The following is a 19,586-nucleotide window of genomic DNA, read 5'->3' on the forward strand; positions in this document are numbered from 1 at the left end:
TTATGAGCCCACACCGCAGCTTATACAAATTTAAAAACTTTTCTAATCGCCTATATAACAAGGCTTTAGGTCGTTTTGATCGTGTATTTAATTTTTTTTCCGGGAATGTTGGCATTGATCTAGGTACTGCAAATACCTTGGTTTATGTACGTGGACGAGGGATTGTTCTTAGTGAGCCTTCGGTGGTAGCGGTTGATGCTCAGACTCATGCGGTGTTGGCTGTAGGTCATAAAGCAAAGGCTATGTTAGGGAAAACTCCCCGGAAAATTGTTGCTGTTCGTCCCATGAAGGACGGAGTCATAGCTGATTTCGAAATAGCAGAAGGGATGCTCAAAGCGTTAATTAAACGGGTTACCCCTGCTCGTAGTATGTTTCGTCCAAAAATTCTGATCGCAGTGCCATCAGGTATTACCGGTGTTGAAAAACGAGCTGTTGAGGATTCTGCGTTACACGCAGGGGCGCAGGAAGTAATTTTGATTGAAGAGCCTATGGCAGCTGCTATCGGAGTCGATCTTCCGGTGCATGAACCTGCTGCCAGTATGATTATTGATATTGGTGGAGGAACAACAGAAATTGCCATCATTTCTCTAGGAGGAATTGTTGAATCTCGTTCTTTGCGTATAGCTGGGGATGAGTTCGATGAGTGCATTATTAATTATATGCGGCGCACATATAATTTGATGATAGGTCCTCGAACTGCGGAAGAAATTAAAATTACCATAGGTTCTGCGTATCCATTGGGTGATCAAGAGTTGGAAATGGAAGTGCGTGGTCGAGATCAGGTGGCTGGGCTTCCCATTACGAAGAGAATCAATTCTGTAGAGATCAGAGAGTGCTTAGCAGAACCCATTCAGCAAATTATAGAGTGTGTACGATTAACTCTAGAAAAATGTCCTCCAGAACTTTCTGCAGATTTAGTAGAGCGGGGAATGGTGCTGGCTGGAGGTGGAGCTCTTATTAAAGGGCTGGACAAAGCTTTAAGTAAAAATACAGGGCTTTCTGTTATTACTGCTCCGCATCCGCTTCTAGCGGTTTGCTTAGGCACAGGGAAAGCTTTGGAACATCTAGATCAATTGAAGAAACGTAAAGAGAGTTTGGTATGACCGGCGATTGGATGTCTAAGATAACCCATTCAGGATTAAAATCCTGGATAGAGGAGGTGATAGCTTTAGTGTCGCCTAAGGACGTGAGGTTATGCGATGGTTCGGAAGCCGAATACCAACAACTTTGCCAGCAGATGCAAGAAGCTGGGGTAATGACCCTATTGAATCCTGAGTTACATCCTAACTGTTTCTTAGTTCGCTCTTCTCCTGATGATGTTGCTCGTGTTGAACAATTTACTTTTATTTGTACTAAGACAAAGGAAGAAGCTGGTCCTACGAATAACTGGCGAGATCCTCAAGAGATGCGTGCGGAGCTACATGAACTGTTTCAAGGGTGCATGCAAGGGCGTACTCTCTATATCGTTCCATTTTGTATGGGACCTTTACATTCTCCTTTTTCTTTAGTTGGGATAGAAATAACAGATTCTCCTTATGTTGTGTGTTCTATGAAGATCATGACACGGATGGGGGCTTCTGTTTTAGAGATGTTGGGATCATCCGGGACCTTTTATAAGTGTTTGCATAGCGTTGGAAAACCCCTAGCTCCCGGAGAAAAAGATGTAGCATGGCCTTGTAATCCTGGTCACATGCGCATCGTCCATTTTCAAGATGATAGTAGCGTGATGTCTTTTGGTAGCGGATACGGGGGTAATGCGCTACTTGGTAAGAAATGCGTAGCTTTGCGCTTGGCCTCCTATTTGGGACATAAGCAAGGTTGGTTAGCTGAGCACATGCTGGTTATTGGAGTGACTAACCCTGAGGGAAGAAAGAAATATTTTGCAGCGGCTTTCCCGAGTGCTTGTGGGAAGACGAATCTTGCTATGCTGATGCCAAAACTTCCGGGATGGAAGGTAGAGTGTATTGGAGATGATATAGCATGGATTCGTCCTGGGGATGATGGAAGATTATATGCAGTGAATCCAGAGTTTGGTTTTTTTGGGGTAGCTATAGGCACTTCAGAGAAAACAAATCCCAATGCATTGGCTACGTGCCACTCTGATTCGATATTTACGAATGTTGCTTTAACATCGGATGGAGACGTGTGGTGGGAAGGAAAGACTGCTACACCTCCGCAAGGGATGATTGACTGGAAAGGAAGGAACTGGACTCCTGGGGGAGAACCTGCTGCTCATCCTAATGCGCGTTTTACAGCTCCTTTGGATCACTGTCCTTCTTTAGATCCGCAGTGGGATAGTCCTCAAGGGGTTCCGCTAGAGGCTATTATTTTTGGAGGGAGACGCACAGAAACGATTCCTTTGGTTTATGAATCATTAAGTTGGGAGCATGGGGTTATGATGGGGGCAGGGATGTCCTCAACGACTACTGCTGCGATTGCTGGGGAATTGGGAAAACTGCGGCATGATCCTTTTGCCATGCTTCCGTTTTGTGGATACAATATGGCGGCTTATTTTGAGCATTGGTTGTCTTTTGCTGGGAAAGGGTTACAGTTGCCTAGGATTTTCAGTGTGAATTGGTTCCGTAAGGATGAGAATGGCCAATTTATTTGGCCGGGATTTTCTGAAAATCTTCGTGTATTAGAGTGGATTTTCCGTCGCACGGATGGAGAGGACTCTATTGCGCGCCGTACACCAATAGGATATCTTCCTACTGAAGAGGGACTTAATACGACAGGGCTTAATTTATCTCGAGATGCTTTGCAGTCTTTGCTTGCGGTGGACACGCAAGGCTGGCGAGCAGAGGTAAATAACATTCGGGAGTATTGTTCTATTTTTGGATCGGATATGCCACGGCAAATTCTTGAAGAATTATCTAGAATAGAAAATGAATTGAAATAATTAAAACGAAACGAGTTTTAATTATTTCAATTTAGAAATTATTGTTTTTCTGTTTTAAAAAACAATTTTTATTTTTAAAATTAGAAAAATAATAGTTTCTGGATAGTCTCGTGTCAATACAACCAAAGTCCGTTTCTTTTACTAAGAATTTAGTAGCACCTTGGGCCGGAGAGCAGGTTGATTCTGCCGCGATGTATACATCGCAGGCTGTTTTTTTCTTTCAGCAATTGGACGAAAAAAGCAAAGCCCTAAAGCGGGCTTTAGGATTGCTTGAAGAACTTGATGTCGAAAAGTTTACTCCATCGCTAGAAGAAACTCCCACGATAATACAGCCGGAAATAACGGGAAGAATTTCCTATGATGATATCGAGATTATAGAGTCTCTTACCCCTGATATAATTTTAGCGGATCCTGATAGGGCTTCTGCTCAGGTTTTTGGGGAAGGGCTTGCGGATAGTTTTGATGACTGGCTAACATTATCGGAAAATGGAGGGCTTCAGGATCCTACTCCAGTAGAACAGGAAATAGTGACTAGGTATCAAACGGAGCTGAATGCTTTACGTAATAAACTCAAACAATCTGTATTAACGCCCGATGAATATGCGAGACTGTATGCAATCCCTCAAACTTTTGTAAAAGAGATAGAAAGCATAAAGGATGAAAATAATGTTAGGCTGATTCCCAAGAGTAAGGTAACGAACTTTTGGCAAAATATTATGCTGACCTACACGTCAGTGACATCGTTATCGGAGCCTGTTTCCGATGCAATGAATACCTCCATAGCAGACTATTCTCTTTATATCGAAAGAGCTACGCAAGCTGCTAGTTTAATTCGAGAGATTACTAACCTTATCAAAGATATCTTCAATCCTATTTGGGATTTAAGCACCCAAATAATAACGAATGCCTTCTCTTTAAATGGAGCAGAGTTTAACTCATTAGAAGGAGGGATCATTCAAAGCTTATTAAGCTTTGCGGGGCTTTTTCGACAGTTAATGAGCCGTACTTCAACTGTTGATGAGATTGGTGATCTCTATCCTCAAAACGTCCAAAACCAAGATGTTATTCATACAGCTATCGATGAGTATGTAAATTCTCTTACTAATTTAAAAGTTAACGATCATGTGCAACTCAATGGGCTTCTAAGCTTGGTTTATGCGTATGGAGCAAGTACTTTAGTTTTTACTCAAAAGTCTATATCCAATAGTAATCAGATCTCTTTAACAGAGTATAGCGCTGCTTTAGAAAAAGAAATTCAGTATTGGGTTCCTAGAGAAACTGCGAATTTCAAAATTTCTGATCAAGCATTAACAACTTTTAAAGACAAACCTTCAGGGACTTATAACGGGGTTGCCCTTTTCGATTTTAATGGTTCAGCGGTCAACATTTTCAATCCTACATTCTTCTTCGACGTAGTTAGTCTTATGACTACAGATCCTAAGAAAGCAATGACAAGAGAAGACTACAATAGGGTGATTGCTGCTTCAGAATCGAGTATTAGGAAAATCAATGAATCCATTGCTGCATGGGAAGCTGCTATTGCAGAATGTAATGCAAAAAAAGTACAGATGGATCCTGCAGGGCGCAACTATTTTGATGCTATGGTTTTAGCGAAGCAGACTTTCGTGAACACTTCTCCAATACAGATGGTGTATGCGTCATTGATGTTGGATAAGTATCTTCCCAATCAGCAGTACATACTGGAAACATTGGGAAGTCAGATGACTTTCTCCAATAAAGCCGCTCGGTATTTAAATGATATTATTGCTCACTCAGTAAGTTTTCAAACAGCAGACGTGTATTATGCTTTGGGGATGTATCTTCGGCAGATGAACGTTCAAGCATTTCCTGAGTCAATTTCTCGAGCTAAAAATCTTTTAAACAAAGAGATAGAGCGATGTCGTGCGGATCTATTTCACTGTCAAAGAGCTATAGAAGAGATCAACAAGCTATCTGCAAGTGTAAAAGCAGATACTGAATTGACTTCATCCCAACGATCAGAGTTATTAGAAACTTTAGCTAGTTATGCTTTTGAATTTAACAACCTTTATCACAATCTCTCTAATGTTTATGCCATGGCTTCCGTCATACAGATTTCGGGTGTAGATAAACCTGATGAAGTGGATAAAGCCTTCACTACGACTATTGGAACAAAAGATTTAGATACCTGGATTCAACAATTCACTATTTTTGAAAGTGCAGTTATTGAAGGAGGGCGTGGTGGAGTGATGCCTGGAGGAGAGCGACAGGTATTGCAAAGTCTAGAGAGTAAGCAGCAAGATTACACTTCTTTTAACCAGAATCAACAATTGGCTTTACAAATGGAGTCTGCTGCTATTCAGCAGGAGTGGACGATGGTAGCAGCAGCTTTAGCGTTGATGAATCAAATCTTCGCGAAGTTAATCCGTAGATTTAAATAAAATCGTTTTGGGGGGCAAAAAAACGATTATGAAAAACCAACCGATTCAAGCAAGACAGAAATATTTTGTTCCAATGACAGAAACTGCCGCTCCTAGAGAACGCAGAGTATCTCCTGCAGAAGTGGCTGCGGACTACACACAGTTGCATGAAGCGGCAACATATCTTCAGGTATTTCAAGATTTATTGAACGATACGCACGAGTTGGGATTCCAAGAAGAGTTTATAGAAAATTTGCGTCAAGATTTGTTAAAAATAGATTCAGAGATGTCTTTGATGCAAGTTTTGTGTGCTGAAGATAGTCAAAGAGAAGCACGTAGAAAAGAGCGGCAAGAACTTCAGCGGCAGCTAGAAGCTCGAGTATTAGGCCCTCAGGCATTGACAACTGCTGAAGAGTTGCACCCCGTAGACGGAAGCATCATTAACAAAATGCCATTTCAGGCTGCCTTTGCTTACATCCTGCTAGATAAGTATATTCCTGCTCAGGAAGAAGCTTTGTACGCATTAGCTAGAGAGCTCAACTTCTCTGGATATGCGCAGACACTATTTAGTCCTATTTTAGAATTAGTCAAAAGCTTTAATAACGCTCCGATCGTGTATAACTTAGGATCGTATATTGGGCAAACAAATGGAACGGCTAACTTTAGATATGGCTATCAGATGGTTATGGATCGTTACGAAATGGAGAATAGCCAGTTAAGAAAAGATATGAAAAATGCAGAGAATGCAAAGCTGCAATTTGCGCAGGTTATCAAAAATGTAGACGCTAATAGTTCTTTAACAACAACCCAAAAGACTAAGCTAAAAGAGATGTCAAACGGGTATATTCAGACCTTGGATGCCTGTCTTACACAGATGCAAGCGTTATCTGCGGGCTTGCGAGGGTTGGCTTTCATCCCTGGAAGGGATGAATTTAGCCCAGCTTATGAGATTATGGGTTCTTCATTTTCTGTAGTTACTTTACAAAATTTAGAAGGAAATGTGGTTGATGGAGAGCTTGATATTATTTCAGGAGAAGTAAAAGGTGGGCTGTTAAACTTTTTCACCTATTTTCTTGCTGATGTGCAAAATTTTGGAGACTTAGCTCAAACGAATCAGTTAATGCTGGAGTTACAAATGCGCGCTATGCATCAGCAGTGGAGTATAGTCTCAGCTTCTTTGAAGTTAATGCATAATGTTTATAGAACGTTAGGATCCGCTTAAAATAAAAAACTTCTCTTAATCCTTAACAATAAAGGGTTAAGAGAAGTGGGATTAGGGTTAGAATTGGAATCCTCCAGAGATATTGACGGCTCTCTGGCTGCCCCATCTTCCTTCTACATTGTAGAAAAAGTTGTCGGCAATATAGTTCGTAGCTCCGATGCAGATATTCCCACGGTGAGAGCTGGTAATTTTACGAACCTTGAACTTGAGGTTAGTGAATCGCTCTTCGAGTTTTTTGAAGCTATTGTCTGGAGCTTCACGAGAAACATTCCCTACGGAGAAAGCAACATAGGGGAGGATATAATCGTTCACATAGGTAGTAAGACCTAGGCATACGCTCCATTCTTTGAGACTCAGTTTTCCGTCAGAGTCTGCAATGAATACCTCAGGGTTGGCTTGGCTATTTGCAATGATATAGTCAATAGGACAGGACGCATGGCGATAGTCTACGCCTACACCAACGAATGAAACCCCATCTTTCCAAAGAACTTTTTTCAAGCTAACATCCCAAACAAATCCATAGTTGGACTGCACTTCAATAAGCCCATCCGTTACTTCTGATTCGGAATTCAAGGGATCGGAAGTAAAATCTCTATAAGCATTCATAGGAAGACGGTAGTATTGTTTTAGACCACCGATTTTTACTTCAAAGCTGGCATCAAAGAGAGGAATCGCACTCATTGTTCGATCAGGAAGCGAGAACGCAGCAGCTACACAGTTAGCGCTAAGAGAACAGTCAACAAGATCAAAATTGCGATTCTTAGTAGTTGAAGTAATAGTCGGAGAAGGCCCTACTCCACTTGTGGTTACAGAGGTAACAACCGGAACATCTTTTACTTGAGCTTCTTCTGAGAAGATATAATCCCCACAGAAGCAGAGTTTCAAGTTCCCGGAAAGAGCAGATAACACATCATAGGAATTACATAGATCAAAAGCACAGGCGCTTTTCTGTTCAACGTTGATTCCTGGAATGACGGGGAACGCCGGATTCCCTGCAGGCATAGCGTCTAATGATGTAGATACGATCCCTAAAAAAGATAGGAAAGTTAAACGGAGAGAGTTCACTAGCTTGCTGCTCATTTAGTCAAGGGCCTTTCTGTATGGTCTGGGACTGAATCCGTATCTTTAGCAAATGCCAAAAAATTGTACAAAGGAAAAACTTCGTCCACCAACGGGACAAAGCTTTTCAGAGATTTTTTCTTTGAAGGAAAAGCCTTATAAATATTCTTCTTTTGTATTCCGTTGAAGAAGCTGGGCAATTCCCTTTTGAATATCTAGATTTTCATAAAGAACACGATAGACACCAGTAGTGATGGGCATGTCTATCTTGTGATGTGTGGCAATTTGATGAGCGGATAGAGCTGTGTAAACTCCTTCAACCACCATGCCAATTTTTGTTTTTGCCTGTTCAGGGGTTAAGCCTTCAGCAAGCATTTTTCCAAAAAGGGTGTTTCTGCTGAAAGCGGAAAAGCAAGTGGTACAGAGATCTCCTAGACCTGCAAGTCCATTCAAGGTATCTGGACGACATCCCATAATCGTGGCAAATTTGCGGATCTCATGTAGCCCGCGAGTCACGAGTCCAGATTTAGCATTGTCTCCGAACCGGAATCCATCAGAAATTCCACAGGCAATAGCAATGACATTTTTTAATGCTCCGCCTAAAGCAACCCCTTTAAGGTCACTATTGGGATAGACCCGGAACGTAGGAGTAAGAAAAGCTTGGTGGATTTGTTTTAGGGTAGCAGGATCATACGCACTAATGACAACAGAGCATGGACAACCACGAAGAACTTCGCTAGCAATAGATGGACCGCTGAGATATCCCAAATATTTCGCGGCTGGTTTCCCAAAAATTTCTAAAGCAATTTCGCTTAGAAGCAATCCTGTATTTTGCTCAATGCCTTTTGATGTAATGACTAAAGGAATCTGCAAATCTGTGATAGATTTGAGCTGATTGAGAACTGGTCTCATTCCTGCAGAAGTGACTCCTTCAACGATCATGGTCGCCCCATCTAAAGCTTCTTCCATACTGGATGTGAAAGAAAGGTTTGAAGGGATAGTAACATGAGGAGCTGCGGGGTGCTGGCGTTGAGTAGATAGCTGTTCAATCAAAGAAGGATTCCTTGCCCATCCCACTACGCGATGTCCATTGTTAGCCAAAAGGTTGGCTAAAGAAAATCCCCACATGCCCATTCCAAGGTAGGCTATAGTCTCTTTCATGAGGCCTCAATAATTGGTTCCTGGAAAAATATTTTGTTTTCCCACTCTAAGGAAGTATGGGAGGAAGGGTAATAAAAGTCCGCTTCTAATTCAAATATTGTATTTGGGGAAAGCTTTCTTTCTGTAACTGCAGTAAATAGAGCTTGCTCTCGTTTGCGCATTGCTTCACGAACGGTCGCGGGGCTGTGGTTCCCTTCATAGTTTTTAAGGGGGGCAAAGCACTCGTACCGGGGGTACACAATGGCTTGACTTCGATTACTGTAACGAAATAGATCAAAAATAAATTCTTCAAACTTCCAAGCATTTTTTTCAATTAGAGAGGGGTATAATTGCTTGGCATGCTTATTCGCTTTATAGATAGGTAGAGGTTTCTGTGCCGTCTGGGCTAAAAAGTCCATGGATAAACAGTACAGACCAATGTTAGCGAGTTTATAAGTGAGGTCTCCAGTCGAAGTGACGGCAAAGCGTTCTTTATCTGGAAGAGCTGAATACTCAACGACTGAGATTTTTTTTTCTGCTAACTCAACAAGAACGCCAACATCTTCTTTTGCATTTTGGCGTAAGGTGGTTTTAATTGTTACATCATTATGTTCTGCTGCATGAAACCCAAATAATTCTCTATCAAATGGTAAGGCTAAAGGATTATCTATAGGGATCACGCTAACCATATCAATTCCCGCTTGATGCCATTTATCCCAAATGCCTGAAGATTTGAGTAGAGAAGCTACACAACCATTACCGGTAGGACCCAGTGCTAAGCTATCTACTGATTCTAGGAAAAGGTCTCCGGATAGGGATAAAAGAGGCCAAAGGGGTTGGCAAAAGAAATCCACTTGAGAGGGATCCAAATTAAAATAGCGATTAGCAGTAAAGTAGGACAGGGTTTGTTGATGGTTGAGTGGGGAAGTCATGAATGCTACAGGTAAAGGCCTTCCTACTAGTTTACTAGCTGCCACTACTTTCTCTGCAACAAGTTGGTACAAAGGTTTTTTCTTTACGGAAGAGACGGGATAGAGACCTTTTGGTCCATCAAATTTTAAGCGAGATCCTTGTCCTCCAGCTAATACGATACAGCCTACTTTCCCTGCTTGAGAAAGTTGTAATCCTAGTTGAGCATAATCCGGAGTCTCCCCCGCATAGTATGTAGGCGATAGGGGGGTGTATGAGGGATGGGAATAGGGCGATGCTTGTAATAATTCCTGCTGGCGAAAGAAAAAGGGAATATTGATTTGAGATATTTGTCTCCCTAAGCATCGCTTTTGTTGAAGGGAGAGAGAGGGCCAGTAGTCTAGTAAATGCTCTTGTCGAATCGGAAGAAGCTTATCCAATAAACATGATAAGTCTACATAGGAAGAATCGGTCATTATAGGCGGCCTTAAGTTATTCGCGCTCTTTGTTAGAATATTTATTAGTGTGGATCTTTTCGATAATTTTTCTCTGATCTATTTGTTTTTGTATAGCGGCATAAGAATCTTGCAAACGGGTTTTGAGTAACATACGTTGTTTATATAGAGAAGTTTGTTCTCTTTGTAAATGTTCTAAATGCTTGTCGTACTCTTTGGTATACGAACGACAAAGGAAACGCTGATGTCTTGTTAAGGAAATTTGAGTAATTTGTTCTTGGATTTGTTGTATGCGATTATCGATATTCGAGAGCTCCTTTTTTAACGTGTCCAGAAGAACGCGCTTTTTGAACAGAGAGATTTTAAGGAGGGTAGATAAATCTTGGAGTTTTTTATTCATGTTTTAACAACAAGCAGAGTTGTTCGATTGTGTCGTGAATATCAGAGTAGTTAGAAAGAGGTTGGGATAAAAATTCTCGTAATGATGGAAGAAGGCGAATCGCTCGATCAAGTTTAGCATCCTGTCCGGAGACATATGCTCCTAACTGAATGATATCAATAGCTTCATGGTAAGCTTTTAGCAGAGAAAGGAGTTCTTGAGCAGCGGCATAGTGGTGAGGAAGCGCTAGTTGACAAGCTGATCTAGAAAGACTCGTTAACAGATTAATAGGAGGAGAAAAGAAGCTTTTTTCCACAGGGGAGAGGAAGAAATGTCCATCTAGAAGAGATTTAACATAATCATTAAAAATGTCGGGGTGGTTTGCATAATGCAACATAGCATAAAAAGATGTGATAGATCCTTTATCATTGTTCCCTGCTCGCTCTAAGAATTCTGAAACATGGTGAAAAACTGATGCTGCGTAATGATGTGTAGAAAGTGTTTCTCCTCTAGCAAGAGCTACCTCTTGAAGAGACTCTATCCACCTAGATAAAGAATCCATAATAAATAATACCCGGGCTCCTTGATCCCGGAAATATTCTGCAATGGTTATAGCAGCCCGACCTGCAATGACTTTGCTAGCGGCTGTTTCATGGGCAGTGGAAACAACAATAATTGTACGTTGAGCTGCTAGGCCTTCTTTGTGTTGGTTGACATAATCTCGGACTTCTCTGCCACGTTCTCCTATAAGAGCAATCACATTAATGGTTTGTTGAGAACCCTTTGCTATCGTAGATAAGAGAGAGGATTTACCTCCGCCAGGTTCTGAAAAGATTCCTACGCGTTGTCCTTCCCCTATGGTGAGTAGAGCGTCAATCGCTCGGATTCCTGTAGGGAATATTTCTTGTATAGGGGTGCGCGACATAGGAGAAGGAGGGGGGGAGAATAGCGGAGAGAGATGAGATTTAGGTAGGGGAGGATTCCCATCCAGAGGGTTACCGAATCCATCAATGACTCTTCCAAGAAGGTGGTGGGAAAGAGGGAGCGAAGCTGGTCTACGTAAGGGAACAACTTCTGCTCCAAGAGAGAGAGAGTAAATCGGAGTAAGTGCTAGTAATAGTGTTGTTTGATTATGAATGCCAATAACTTCTGCAAGAATAGGGGAAGAGCGGGGGAGAGAAATTTGACAGAGCTCTCCCAAGCATGCAGATAGTCCTTGAGCTTCCAGAAGATCCCCTGATATGCGTGATAAAATCCCACACTCTCGATAAGGACGCCATTGATGGATCAATAAAGTTTCTTGTTGAAGATGAATCATACAATGTGTTGGTTAAGCTTTCTTCTTAGTATAGAGCGCTTGTATAAGGTATCTGTTTGTTATGGAGTGAGAACGCTCAAAAGATGCGAAAGTTCTTCCCCAATATCTTGTCTCAAAATTCCTGAGGGAAGTTCTATCTTATAACTAGCCCTTTTACATAGAGGATCTGCAATAAACTCTACGTTTTTTAATAGGGGGACGTCATTAAGGATTAACCATTTGGAAAGGTTAGAAAAATCTTCGGGATGAAGACCAATTTTTATAGGAGAAACAGCATAAGTTGCTAAATGATGTTGGAGAGCAGCAGAGATCAGCAGGGCAAGCTCTTCCGTACAGGCCAATTTTCTATATAAAAACTTTTCGCAAACGAGCACAGCAATTTCAAGAAGCTCTGGCTTAAGTTTCTGCGATAGTTTTTCGACTTCAGAGAGTAAATGAACGGATAGTTTGCGAAAAACTTGAATTAACGAATGCAGATCATGAGAAAGCGCTTCCTGCTCCAAAAGAGGAGTTTCTTTGGAGAATTGCGGGGTTTCAGAAGAGGTTTGGGAATGAAGATGAGGAGAAACCACGCAATCCTCCAAATTTTTAGGCTTTTAACTTTAGCACAGCGCTTCTCATTTCTTCAGGAAGTTTATTAAGAAGTTCTTCTGCTTTTGTTGAGTCTAGATACGAGAGAATCAAAGCGACTTTCTCTGGAGACTCTCTGTTCATCATCTCTATCAGCTTTGGTATATTTATGCTTTGTATTTTTTCTTTCTGTTGGGAGACATGATCATAAGTATGGAAAGCAAGATAGAAGGTTGCTGCTCCTAAAATGCTGAGACCAAGTAAAACAATCCCGATACTTAGAACAATAGAAGGGATGGGGGAATGCTTTTGTACTGTGGGTTTCAGGAAAGGAACAATATCTACGGAAGTATGCTTTTCAGGAAATACGGAGAGGATCTCTTGCATATGAGAAAGCAATTTGGTGCGAGAGCTTTTAGAAAGTGTATTGAGATAGTCTTCGTCAATAAGAAGTTGTAGATGCCCTTCATTAGCTAGAGGGAGATAGTTAATGGTGAAATGTTTCTGAGGAAGAATCGTTTGCAACGAGCGCTCTAGGGAGGTTACAAGTAGGGTGTCACTTTGCTCAAGAAGGGGAGAGTAAAGATTGCCTTGCTGGTCGGATAAGGTGATATGTTCTTTAGTTAATCCGGGAACACTGCGCATAAGGTAATCAGTAATAGAATGGACAAGCGATGGGGATAAGGTTAGCGCATGAGGAAGAGAGAGTATAACAGATATTTCTGCTGGAGCGTCTTCTTCTTGGGATAAAGCGACGGTAGCTTGGAGAATAGGATCGAACATAGTTAGATCGTTTTCCAGCTGCTCCTTTTTTGCTTGTATTTCCATTGACTGGAGATTCCCTAGATGGGTGAGTTTAAGCCAGTTTGAAGGCTGTTTCTCAGTAGATACTGTGGTAGGAGTAGATTGTGGAGAGGAAGGTTTATACAAGACGATGAACCCAATCAGGATAGCTGCAAGAAGGGACCCCAAAGACTTAGTGGAGGTGATCTTATTTTTCAGAAAGTGAGGTAGCACCAGTGTTCTCCATGAAGCAAATTCTTACAAAAGCTCTACGCATAATTCGGGGAATAGAGCAAAGGTAGAGCCTGTTAAGTATTCTGCAGAGAAAATGGAAAAGAAGAAATCTTCTCCTTATTGCCAAGAAGAAGATTTTGCAGCCGGAATGACCAAGAGGCTCAAAAGGGCTTTTATGTTAAAAGAGCCCTTTTGTCTTCTGTAACAAAAGGGCGTCATTAAAAACAATATATTGTCTAAAAATTGTTTTTTAGGGGGTTAAAGGGATTAAAATAAAAGAGACTGTTCATCTACTTTTATTTCTAATAAAGGGTAAACGTGTGCTCGGAAGAGCTGCCCTATTGAATTTAGGGTGGATCCTACAGCAGATAAGCAGGAGGAGCAATTTCCAGAGTAGGCAATAGTTACAGTAAGTCCTTCGAAATGAACGATACGTACAGAGCCTTCATCCATAGCAACCAGGGGAGCTATCTTTTCTTTCATCATGATGTTTAATGTAGAAAGTTGTTCATCGTAGGAAAGATTCTCCCACTCTTCTTTAGAATAGGGATCCCCATCGTTTAATTGTAGGAGGGCATCTTTGAAGGGGAAAGGGCTGTCATTTACGGGAATATCGACACATTGTTCAATCGCAATATCAAGAGCATCCATCACCAAGTGGTAAAGGGGGGATAGGTCTTCACGGAAAATAGAGGGCTGGGTACGTCCGTGGACTTCCTGCTCAAGGTCATTTATAGTCATTTTGTAGGCTTCGGCAAAAGTCTTTCCAATCACTAATGAACAGGTGGCTTCAGCAAGAACAAGTAGATAGGGATGGCCGAAGAATTGAAATTTAGCTTCTTGAATGATCCCATTTGTTTTGTTGACAAGCCAGTAAAAAATCAGGGTATTCCCCATAAGTAAGTGACCCTGCTTGCCTATGATAAGTTGGGAGTGTTCATCTTCTTGCTCCTGAGATAAGAGTCCCCCGTGTTTAGGCTGAAAGAATAAGCGCAATGATTTTGCGGGGAAGCTGCTCCATAAAGAGAAAGGATAAAATGGAATGATCATAGGGATTTGGTGATGAGAGGTTGTAAATGCGAGATGCCTTCTTGTAAGGCTGAGGCTAAAGCAGAGAAGTGTGTAGCGGGAGTACGTTCTGTAAAAGACACATGCAGGGCGCTATGACAAAAGAAGGGTGAAATTCCAGAGCTTTGTAGGATTTGGGATAAAGGTTGGAATCGTTCGTACCCCAGTCCTACAAAAATGTTTTTCTGGGAAAGAAAAAAACCTAAAGATTCTGCAGGAATGCCGGGAATAGCAAAGACAGCGACATTTGGCAGGCGAGAGTCGATGTCTTCTAAAAGGAATTGCACTTGAGGAATAGCAGTTAAAGCTTGTTTAAGAGCTGATCGAGCAGAAATTGCGGAAAGGACTAAGGAAGGGAAAGAAGCCGCACGTTCTTGGCAAGCTAGAGAAAAAGCTGCAAGAGAGCTTAGACAAGTTGGGATTGGAGGGGTCTCTGGAAGCCATAAAGAAAAATATTTTGTTAAAGAGGGCTTCATAAACATAGCTCCTGAAGAGCCAATGCCTCCAAGGGATTGTGATGAGAAGGTAAGAATATCCGTCTGATAAAGCTCTGTAGGGAGAGCGCATCTGCCAAGAATATCGCTAATGTCCACATGGAGAATGATGCTTCGTTCTTTACATAAGGTAACGAGCTCTGGGATGGCTTCGAGTAGGCCTGTCATGCCATTAGCAGCTGATATCGAGAACAGTAGGGTGCGAGGGGAGACTGCTTCTGCTAAATCTGTTTCTTTTACGCACCCTGTTTTGCTTGTTACCCAATCATATGTTGTTCCTAAATTTTGCCGGCGACAGAGAGCATTTATGATCCATTGTTGTTCACAAGAAGGAATCAGGAGGTGATTCCTTCCTTGGAAGGCATGTTGGTTTTCAAGAAGGGCAGCCACAATTATGGCTGCTATATGGGGGTAATAGGGAACAAAATGAAAGGTAAAGTCTTTTTCTTGACATCCAGTTAGCTTGCGAGCAGAAACTTCTGCTTCTGCCTGTAAAGCAAGAGCAGAAGTATTAACTTCGCAGGAGAACACATTTGCATAACGCTGAAAAGCTTCCTTAACCATCTCAGAAGGCGGGATGGTTTGTTGATTATTTAACCAAACGAAAGTGCGCTCTTCGTGAATTTTTGTTCCGTCCATTCGTATACAATAGGTTTCCCTGTTGGCAACTCTAAAGAGAGTACTTCTTCTTCAGTTAATTTTTCTAGGTCCATGATCAAAGAGCGTAAAGAGTTCCCATGAGCAGAAATAAAAATATTTTTTCCCTGTTGGATAAGAGGAAAAATGCGCTTTTGAAAGTAAGGGAGAGTTCTTTGCGCCGTATCAAAGAGACTTTCTCCTTGTGGCGGAGCAATTTTGTAGCTTCTACGCCAGAGTCTAACCTGCTCTTCTCCAAATTGCTCTGCAACTTCTTGTTTATTTTTCCCCTGAAGTTCTCCATACATACGCTCATTAAGCGCGCTCGATTGAAAAAGGGGGATCATTTGTTCCAACTCTTTTTCACTATGAATCCTACTCATATCGGGGCGTTCTTCATGAATAATATAAGGAATTTTTTTAGAGCTGTGGTTAGTCATTGCTAGAAGAGCTGTCATCAAGCTTCTGACTAGAGTAGAGGTAAAAATACAATCAATAGGAAGATTTTTAATCGCTTCCCCAGCAGTAAGTGCTTCTTGAATTCCTTGTTGACTAAGAGGGATATCTACCCATCCAGTAAATAGATTTTTTTGATTCCATACGGATTGACCGTGGCGTAGCAGAATAAGAAGAGTCATAAAAAGCAGGACGATTGTTGTGAAAGCCCTATCTTCCTCGTTTAAGGATTATCTTTGCAAAGATTTTTTTACCTTGTAGGTCTATAGGTAGGGATGCGCAATTTGCTGATTTTTTGAAAAGGAACTTCTTCTGGACTCTCTAGCGAAATCTTGATATGATAATGGGTCGTTTTTATTTTTATCTCTGAATCTAAGAGGTCCTCGTTGTTGAAAGGGGGGAGGGTTTCTTAGATAGTCGCTTATCAGTGGAATTCAAAAAATTAAGTGGTCGAAAGACAAGAGGACTGGAATGGCAAAGGTTCGCCTCAATAAGTTTTTAGCGTCAGCAGGAGTCGCTTCGCGAAGAAAATGCGATGAAATCATTTTTGCCGGCTCCGTTACTATTAATGGTAAGGTGGCTGCAGGACCTTTTGTGACTGTTGATGAAGAGTTTGATTATATAGAAGTTGGTGGGCAGCGCATAGGGGCTGAAAAGAAGGTCTACTTCATGGTTCATAAACCCCTTGGCTATCTTTGTTCTTCTGAGCGTAAATTTCCACAATCTAAGTTAGTGATCGATTTGTTGTCCCACTGCCCTTATCGTTTGTTCACTGTGGGGCGTTTGGATAAAGAAACGTCGGGCTTGATTTTAGTAACTAATGACGGAGAATTTGCTAATCGGGTGATTCACCCCTCTTTTGGGATCACGAAGGAGTATTTATTAAAGGTAAGTCGTGATGTTACCGCAAAAGATCTTGAAAGCTTGATGTCTGGGACTATGATTGATGGGCGGATTGTGCGGCCAGTTTCTGTCAAAAAAGTGCGTCGTGGAACCATTAAAATCATTGTAAATGAAGGAAAGAAACACGAAATTCGTCTTTTTGCAGAGGCTGCAGGGTTGCAGTTGCTAGAACTGAAAAGGATTCGTATAGGAAGCTTAGTGTTGGGTGGGCTTCCTTATGGAAAATATCGAGAACTGACCGATGCGGAGTTAGATAGCTGTTTATCAGGGAAATCAACAGCTTTAGTTGCCTAAACTAGAGAGCATTACTCTTTATAGTAAAAAAAGAAGGAGGTCTTTCTCCTTCTTTTTTTTGTTTAGAGGTAAACTCGCGATTTAGGGAATTTTAGGAGCTGTTATGCTATTTTGGGGAGTTTGCAGTTTATTTTTAGGGGGGCTATTCGGGGGATATTGTCGTTTGCGTTACACCGCAAAAGTACTCTTATTATCTTGGAAACAGCTTCTTGATCTTTCCTTGAGAAAAAGGAGAGTGCTTCACGAAATGGTGAAGATATATTCTCTTCCATTTCCTAAGCTAGAAGAAGAAATAGCTTTTTTAATACAAGGCTCTAAATACTCTCTGAAAGAGTTTCTTAATGCTTATTATGAGGATAGTTTTACTTTTTATGAGATGGAGCGATTTTTTACTCTCCGCTTGAAGCGGACTTTAGAATCCTTGAAAACTCTTCCTCACACGGAGGCCATTTCTAGTTTAATGGAAGAACTGCTAGCCTGTGAAAATGCCTTTTCTTTTGAGGTTCGTGCCTTTGAAAAGGCTGCAGAAACTTATGTATCACTCCATAATCATCTAGTTGTTGGCTTGGCAGGGAAACTTTTCCGGTTTCCGAAAGTTCCGCTTTTGTCTTTAGCTGAAATGATTTAGAAAGGCTCGGTTGAATGAAAGAGATCTATTATGAGATAGCGAGTACGGATTCAACAAATGCAACTGCTAAAAAAGGCATCTCTCTATGGGACCCCTATGCCCTTACTGTAGTAACAACCAGAGAACAAACTGCTGGGAAAGGAAAGTTTGGTAGATATTGGCATTCCACGGATCGAGATATCCTCGCTTCCTTTTGTTTCTTTTTGTGTGTAGATAGTGTGGATAGTGCTTTGTTGTTTCGTATAGGTACGGAAGCAGTTATTCGTCTTGGAGCTTCTTTAGGCATTCCTGGAGCCGTTATGAAATGGCCTAATGATGTATTAGTTTTAGGGAAAAAGCTTTCAGGAGTGCTATGTGAGACTGCCCCGGTAGATAAGGGATTATTTGTGATTATCGGCATAGGAGTCAATGGAAACGTATGTGCAGATGAATTGCTAGTTATAGATCAGCCAGCGACTTCTCTGCAGGAATTAATTGGGGAATCTTTAGATATGGAAGAGCAAGTTTATCAACTTGCCAAGGAAATTAAATACCTCATACAAGAGCTTCCCTTATGGGGATCTAAGTAAGCTTGTATTAATATTTTGCAAAGCGTCGACTATAAATGCTTTGCAAGATACCTAGAGAGGCCATTGTAGAAATTACAGAAGATCCTCCATAAGAAATTAGGACAAGGGGAACTCCCGTAATGGGTAAGAGCCCACTCATCATACTAACATTGATGAGTACGTGCATGACAAGATGCACTGTGACTCCCCCTGCTAGAAATCGTCCAAAATCATCAACCGCAACCGCAACGGTGCGACATCCAAAACAGACTAGGTTATAAAACAGCCATAGTACAAATAAAAGTCCCAGTAATCCGAACTCTTCTCCTATAGCGGGGAATACCGAGTCCGTATAGCCATAAGGAAGCCAGCCCCTACCTGCAAATTCTCCAGATTTCCATCCTTGGCCTTTTAATCCTCCGACTCCGATAGAGATTAAGGAGGCTCGTTGGTGGTGATTGGAAGGACTTAAGCGTTCGTATTGATATTCTTTTAATACTCTAAGAGCATAAGGTTTAACTGTATCATGAGGAATAATCCCAGAGAAAATCAGTAAAGAGCAAAGCATTCCTAAAGCAGCAAAGATCGAACAAATTTTTACCAAAGGAGGATAGATGTTCCCTATGTAAAAAATCGTGAGGGCTATCGGACATAGTACTAGGGCGGTGCCAAGATCGGGTTCTTTGAGGATAAGAAGAAAAGGGATTCCAACTATGATACAGGCAATAAAAGCTGTTGTTTTAGAAGAGATGCGAGCTTTACGCATTTCTAGCATGTAGCTCAACATAATGACGACAACAAGCTTAGCGTATTCCGAAGGTTGAACGCTAAGGTTAATAATAGGGATGCGATACCAGCGATGAACGTTTTGCACTGCCGGAACGAAAAACAAGCCGATGAGGCTAAAGAGAATAAGAGCATAGAGAACCCACGCCCATCTTTTAAATTGGTGATAGTCCACATATAAGCAAATAAAATAGGCGAACCATCCCAAGGCAAAATGGCGCAATTGTATTTTACTTTTTGCGGAGAAGAGTCCTCGCGAGGTATGGACCAACATGGAAGAGGGATCTTGAGATGAGATCACAATAACACTTATGCTCATGAGCAAAATGATCACTACAAAGATCCATAAGTTCACTTGGCGTAAGTATTTGGTGTTTTTCATACAAGGGATGTTATGCGTTCCTTT

17 protein-coding genes and 1 pseudogene are annotated in these 19,586 nt (G+C 41.4%); 7 read left to right on the forward strand and 11 right to left on the reverse strand.

Annotated features, from left to right (window positions below):
* The first annotated feature begins 2 nt into the window (after positions 1-2).
* The 4 genes from TC_RS00435 to TC_RS00450 all read left to right on the forward strand — a co-directional run bounded on the left by TC_RS00435 (position 3) and on the right by TC_RS00450 (position 6,520).
* Entirely contained in the window at positions 3-1,103 is a 1,101-nt protein-coding gene (locus TC_RS00435; protein WP_010229321.1) for a rod shape-determining protein, read from the forward strand.
* A complete protein-coding gene (locus tag TC_RS00440; protein WP_010229325.1) occupies positions 1,100-2,899 on the forward strand; it encodes a phosphoenolpyruvate carboxykinase (GTP) in 1,800 nt (599 codons plus the stop codon). Before TC_RS00435 ends, TC_RS00440 begins: the two co-directional genes overlap by 4 nt.
* A 110-nt stretch (positions 2,900-3,009) precedes the next feature.
* The gene (locus TC_RS00445) at positions 3,010-5,319 is read left to right on the forward strand and encodes a CT620/CT621 family type III secretion system effector (protein ID WP_010229326.1); all 2,310 of its coding nucleotides are present in this window, start codon (positions 3,010-3,012) and stop codon (positions 5,317-5,319) included.
* 28 nt (positions 5,320-5,347) lie between these two features.
* Positions 5,348-6,520 (forward strand): CT620/CT621 family type III secretion system effector, encoded by a 1,173-nt coding sequence (locus TC_RS00450; RefSeq protein ID WP_010229328.1) that lies wholly within the window; start codon positions 5,348-5,350, stop codon positions 6,518-6,520.
* Positions 6,521-6,577: 57 nt separating this feature from the next.
* Here the strand turns inward: TC_RS00450 and TC_RS00455 are convergent, their stop codons facing one another.
* The 10 genes and pseudogenes from TC_RS00455 to TC_RS00500 all read right to left on the reverse strand — a co-directional run bounded on the left by TC_RS00455 (position 6,578) and on the right by TC_RS00500 (position 16,203).
* A complete protein-coding gene (locus tag TC_RS00455; RefSeq protein ID WP_010229331.1) occupies positions 6,578-7,600 on the reverse strand; it encodes an outer membrane protein B in 1,023 nt (340 codons plus the stop codon).
* A gap of 135 nt (positions 7,601-7,735) precedes the next feature.
* Positions 7,736-8,740 (reverse strand): NAD(P)H-dependent glycerol-3-phosphate dehydrogenase, encoded by a 1,005-nt coding sequence (locus TC_RS00460; protein WP_010229335.1) that lies wholly within the window; start codon positions 8,738-8,740, stop codon positions 7,736-7,738.
* On the reverse strand, positions 8,737-10,104 hold the full coding sequence (locus TC_RS00465; RefSeq protein ID WP_010229337.1) for a UTP--glucose-1-phosphate uridylyltransferase: 1,368 nt from the start codon (positions 10,102-10,104) through the stop codon (positions 8,737-8,739). The genes TC_RS00460 and TC_RS00465 overlap by 4 nt, the downstream gene beginning before the upstream one ends.
* Positions 10,105-10,119: 15 nt before the next feature.
* Positions 10,120-10,483, reverse strand: a pseudogene (locus tag TC_RS00470) (hypothetical protein); the annotation flags it as partial.
* Positions 10,476-11,780, reverse strand: a complete 1,305-nt coding sequence (locus tag TC_RS00475; RefSeq protein WP_010229341.1) for a type III secretion system ATPase — start codon at positions 11,778-11,780, stop codon at positions 10,476-10,478. The gene TC_RS00475 and the pseudogene TC_RS00470, both read right to left, overlap by 8 nt.
* 59 nt (positions 11,781-11,839) lie before the next feature.
* A complete protein-coding gene (locus TC_RS00480) occupies positions 11,840-12,364 on the reverse strand; it encodes a hypothetical protein (protein WP_010229343.1) in 525 nt (174 codons plus the stop codon).
* A gap of 4 nt (positions 12,365-12,368) precedes the next feature.
* Positions 12,369-13,367: a type III secretion system protein gene (locus TC_RS00485; protein ID WP_010229344.1), complete on the reverse strand. Its 999-nt coding sequence runs from the start codon at positions 13,365-13,367 to the stop codon at positions 12,369-12,371.
* A 267-nt stretch (positions 13,368-13,634) separates the two neighbouring features.
* Positions 13,635-14,417, reverse strand: coding sequence for an iron-sulfur cluster assembly scaffold protein (locus TC_RS00490; RefSeq protein WP_010229348.1), 783 nt, complete (start codon positions 14,415-14,417; stop codon positions 13,635-13,637).
* Positions 14,414-15,568, reverse strand: a complete 1,155-nt coding sequence (locus tag TC_RS00495) for an aminotransferase class V-fold PLP-dependent enzyme (protein WP_010229350.1) — start codon at positions 15,566-15,568, stop codon at positions 14,414-14,416. Before TC_RS00495 ends, TC_RS00490 begins: the two co-directional genes overlap by 4 nt.
* Positions 15,523-16,203 (reverse strand): 2,3-bisphosphoglycerate-dependent phosphoglycerate mutase, encoded by a 681-nt coding sequence (locus TC_RS00500; RefSeq protein WP_010229353.1) that lies wholly within the window; start codon positions 16,201-16,203, stop codon positions 15,523-15,525. The genes TC_RS00495 and TC_RS00500 overlap by 46 nt, the downstream gene beginning before the upstream one ends.
* A gap of 289 nt (positions 16,204-16,492) precedes the next feature.
* On the opposite strand from TC_RS00500, the gene TC_RS00505 reads away from it, so the two are divergent.
* From TC_RS00505 to TC_RS00515, 3 genes are all read left to right on the forward strand, one after another.
* A complete protein-coding gene (locus tag TC_RS00505) occupies positions 16,493-17,218 on the forward strand; it encodes a pseudouridine synthase (protein ID WP_010229355.1) in 726 nt (241 codons plus the stop codon).
* Between the two features lie 103 nt (positions 17,219-17,321).
* Positions 17,322-17,846 (forward strand): hypothetical protein, encoded by a 525-nt coding sequence (locus TC_RS00510; protein WP_010229357.1) that lies wholly within the window; start codon positions 17,322-17,324, stop codon positions 17,844-17,846.
* A gap of 14 nt (positions 17,847-17,860) precedes the next feature.
* Entirely contained in the window at positions 17,861-18,415 is a 555-nt protein-coding gene (locus tag TC_RS00515) for a biotin--protein ligase (protein WP_010229360.1), read from the forward strand.
* A 7-nt stretch (positions 18,416-18,422) separates the two neighbouring features.
* Here the strand turns inward: TC_RS00515 and TC_RS00520 are convergent, their stop codons facing one another.
* A complete protein-coding gene (locus tag TC_RS00520) occupies positions 18,423-19,562 on the reverse strand; it encodes an FtsW/RodA/SpoVE family cell cycle protein (protein ID WP_010229362.1) in 1,140 nt (379 codons plus the stop codon).
* Positions 19,563-19,586: the final 24 nt, after the last annotated feature.

Origin of the sequence: Chlamydia muridarum str. Nigg (genome assembly GCF_000006685.1) — a bacterium.
In the GTDB taxonomy this organism is placed as follows: Bacteria; Chlamydiota; Chlamydiia; order Chlamydiales; family Chlamydiaceae; genus Chlamydia; species Chlamydia muridarum.

Coding starts and splice junctions, on each gene's coding strand:
- TC_RS00435 (WP_010229321.1), top strand. CDS start 3: ATGAGCCCACACCGCAGCTTATACAAATTTAAAAACTTTTCTAATCGC.
- TC_RS00440 (WP_010229325.1), top strand. CDS start 1,100: ATGACCGGCGATTGGATGTCTAAGATAACCCATTCAGGATTAAAATCC.
- TC_RS00450 (WP_010229328.1), top strand. CDS start 5,348: ATGAAAAACCAACCGATTCAAGCAAGACAGAAATATTTTGTTCCAATG.
- TC_RS00455 (WP_010229331.1), bottom strand. CDS start 7,600: ATGAGCAGCAAGCTAGTGAACTCTCTCCGTTTAACTTTCCTATCTTTT.
- TC_RS00460 (WP_010229335.1), bottom strand. CDS start 8,740: ATGAAAGAGACTATAGCCTACCTTGGAATGGGCATGTGGGGATTTTCT.
- TC_RS00465 (WP_010229337.1), bottom strand. CDS start 10,104: ATGACCGATTCTTCCTATGTAGACTTATCATGTTTATTGGATAAGCTT.
- TC_RS00475 (WP_010229341.1), bottom strand. CDS start 11,780: ATGATTCATCTTCAACAAGAAACTTTATTGATCCATCAATGGCGTCCT.
- TC_RS00490 (WP_010229348.1), bottom strand. CDS start 14,417: ATGATCATTCCATTTTATCCTTTCTCTTTATGGAGCAGCTTCCCCGCA.
- TC_RS00495 (WP_010229350.1), bottom strand. CDS start 15,568: ATGGACGGAACAAAAATTCACGAAGAGCGCACTTTCGTTTGGTTAAAT.
- TC_RS00500 (WP_010229353.1), bottom strand. CDS start 16,203: ATGACTCTTCTTATTCTGCTACGCCACGGTCAATCCGTATGGAATCAA.
- TC_RS00505 (WP_010229355.1), top strand. CDS start 16,493: ATGGCAAAGGTTCGCCTCAATAAGTTTTTAGCGTCAGCAGGAGTCGCT.
- TC_RS00510 (WP_010229357.1), top strand. CDS start 17,322: ATGCTATTTTGGGGAGTTTGCAGTTTATTTTTAGGGGGGCTATTCGGG.
- TC_RS00515 (WP_010229360.1), top strand. CDS start 17,861: ATGAAAGAGATCTATTATGAGATAGCGAGTACGGATTCAACAAATGCA.
- TC_RS00520 (WP_010229362.1), bottom strand. CDS start 19,562: ATGAAAAACACCAAATACTTACGCCAAGTGAACTTATGGATCTTTGTA.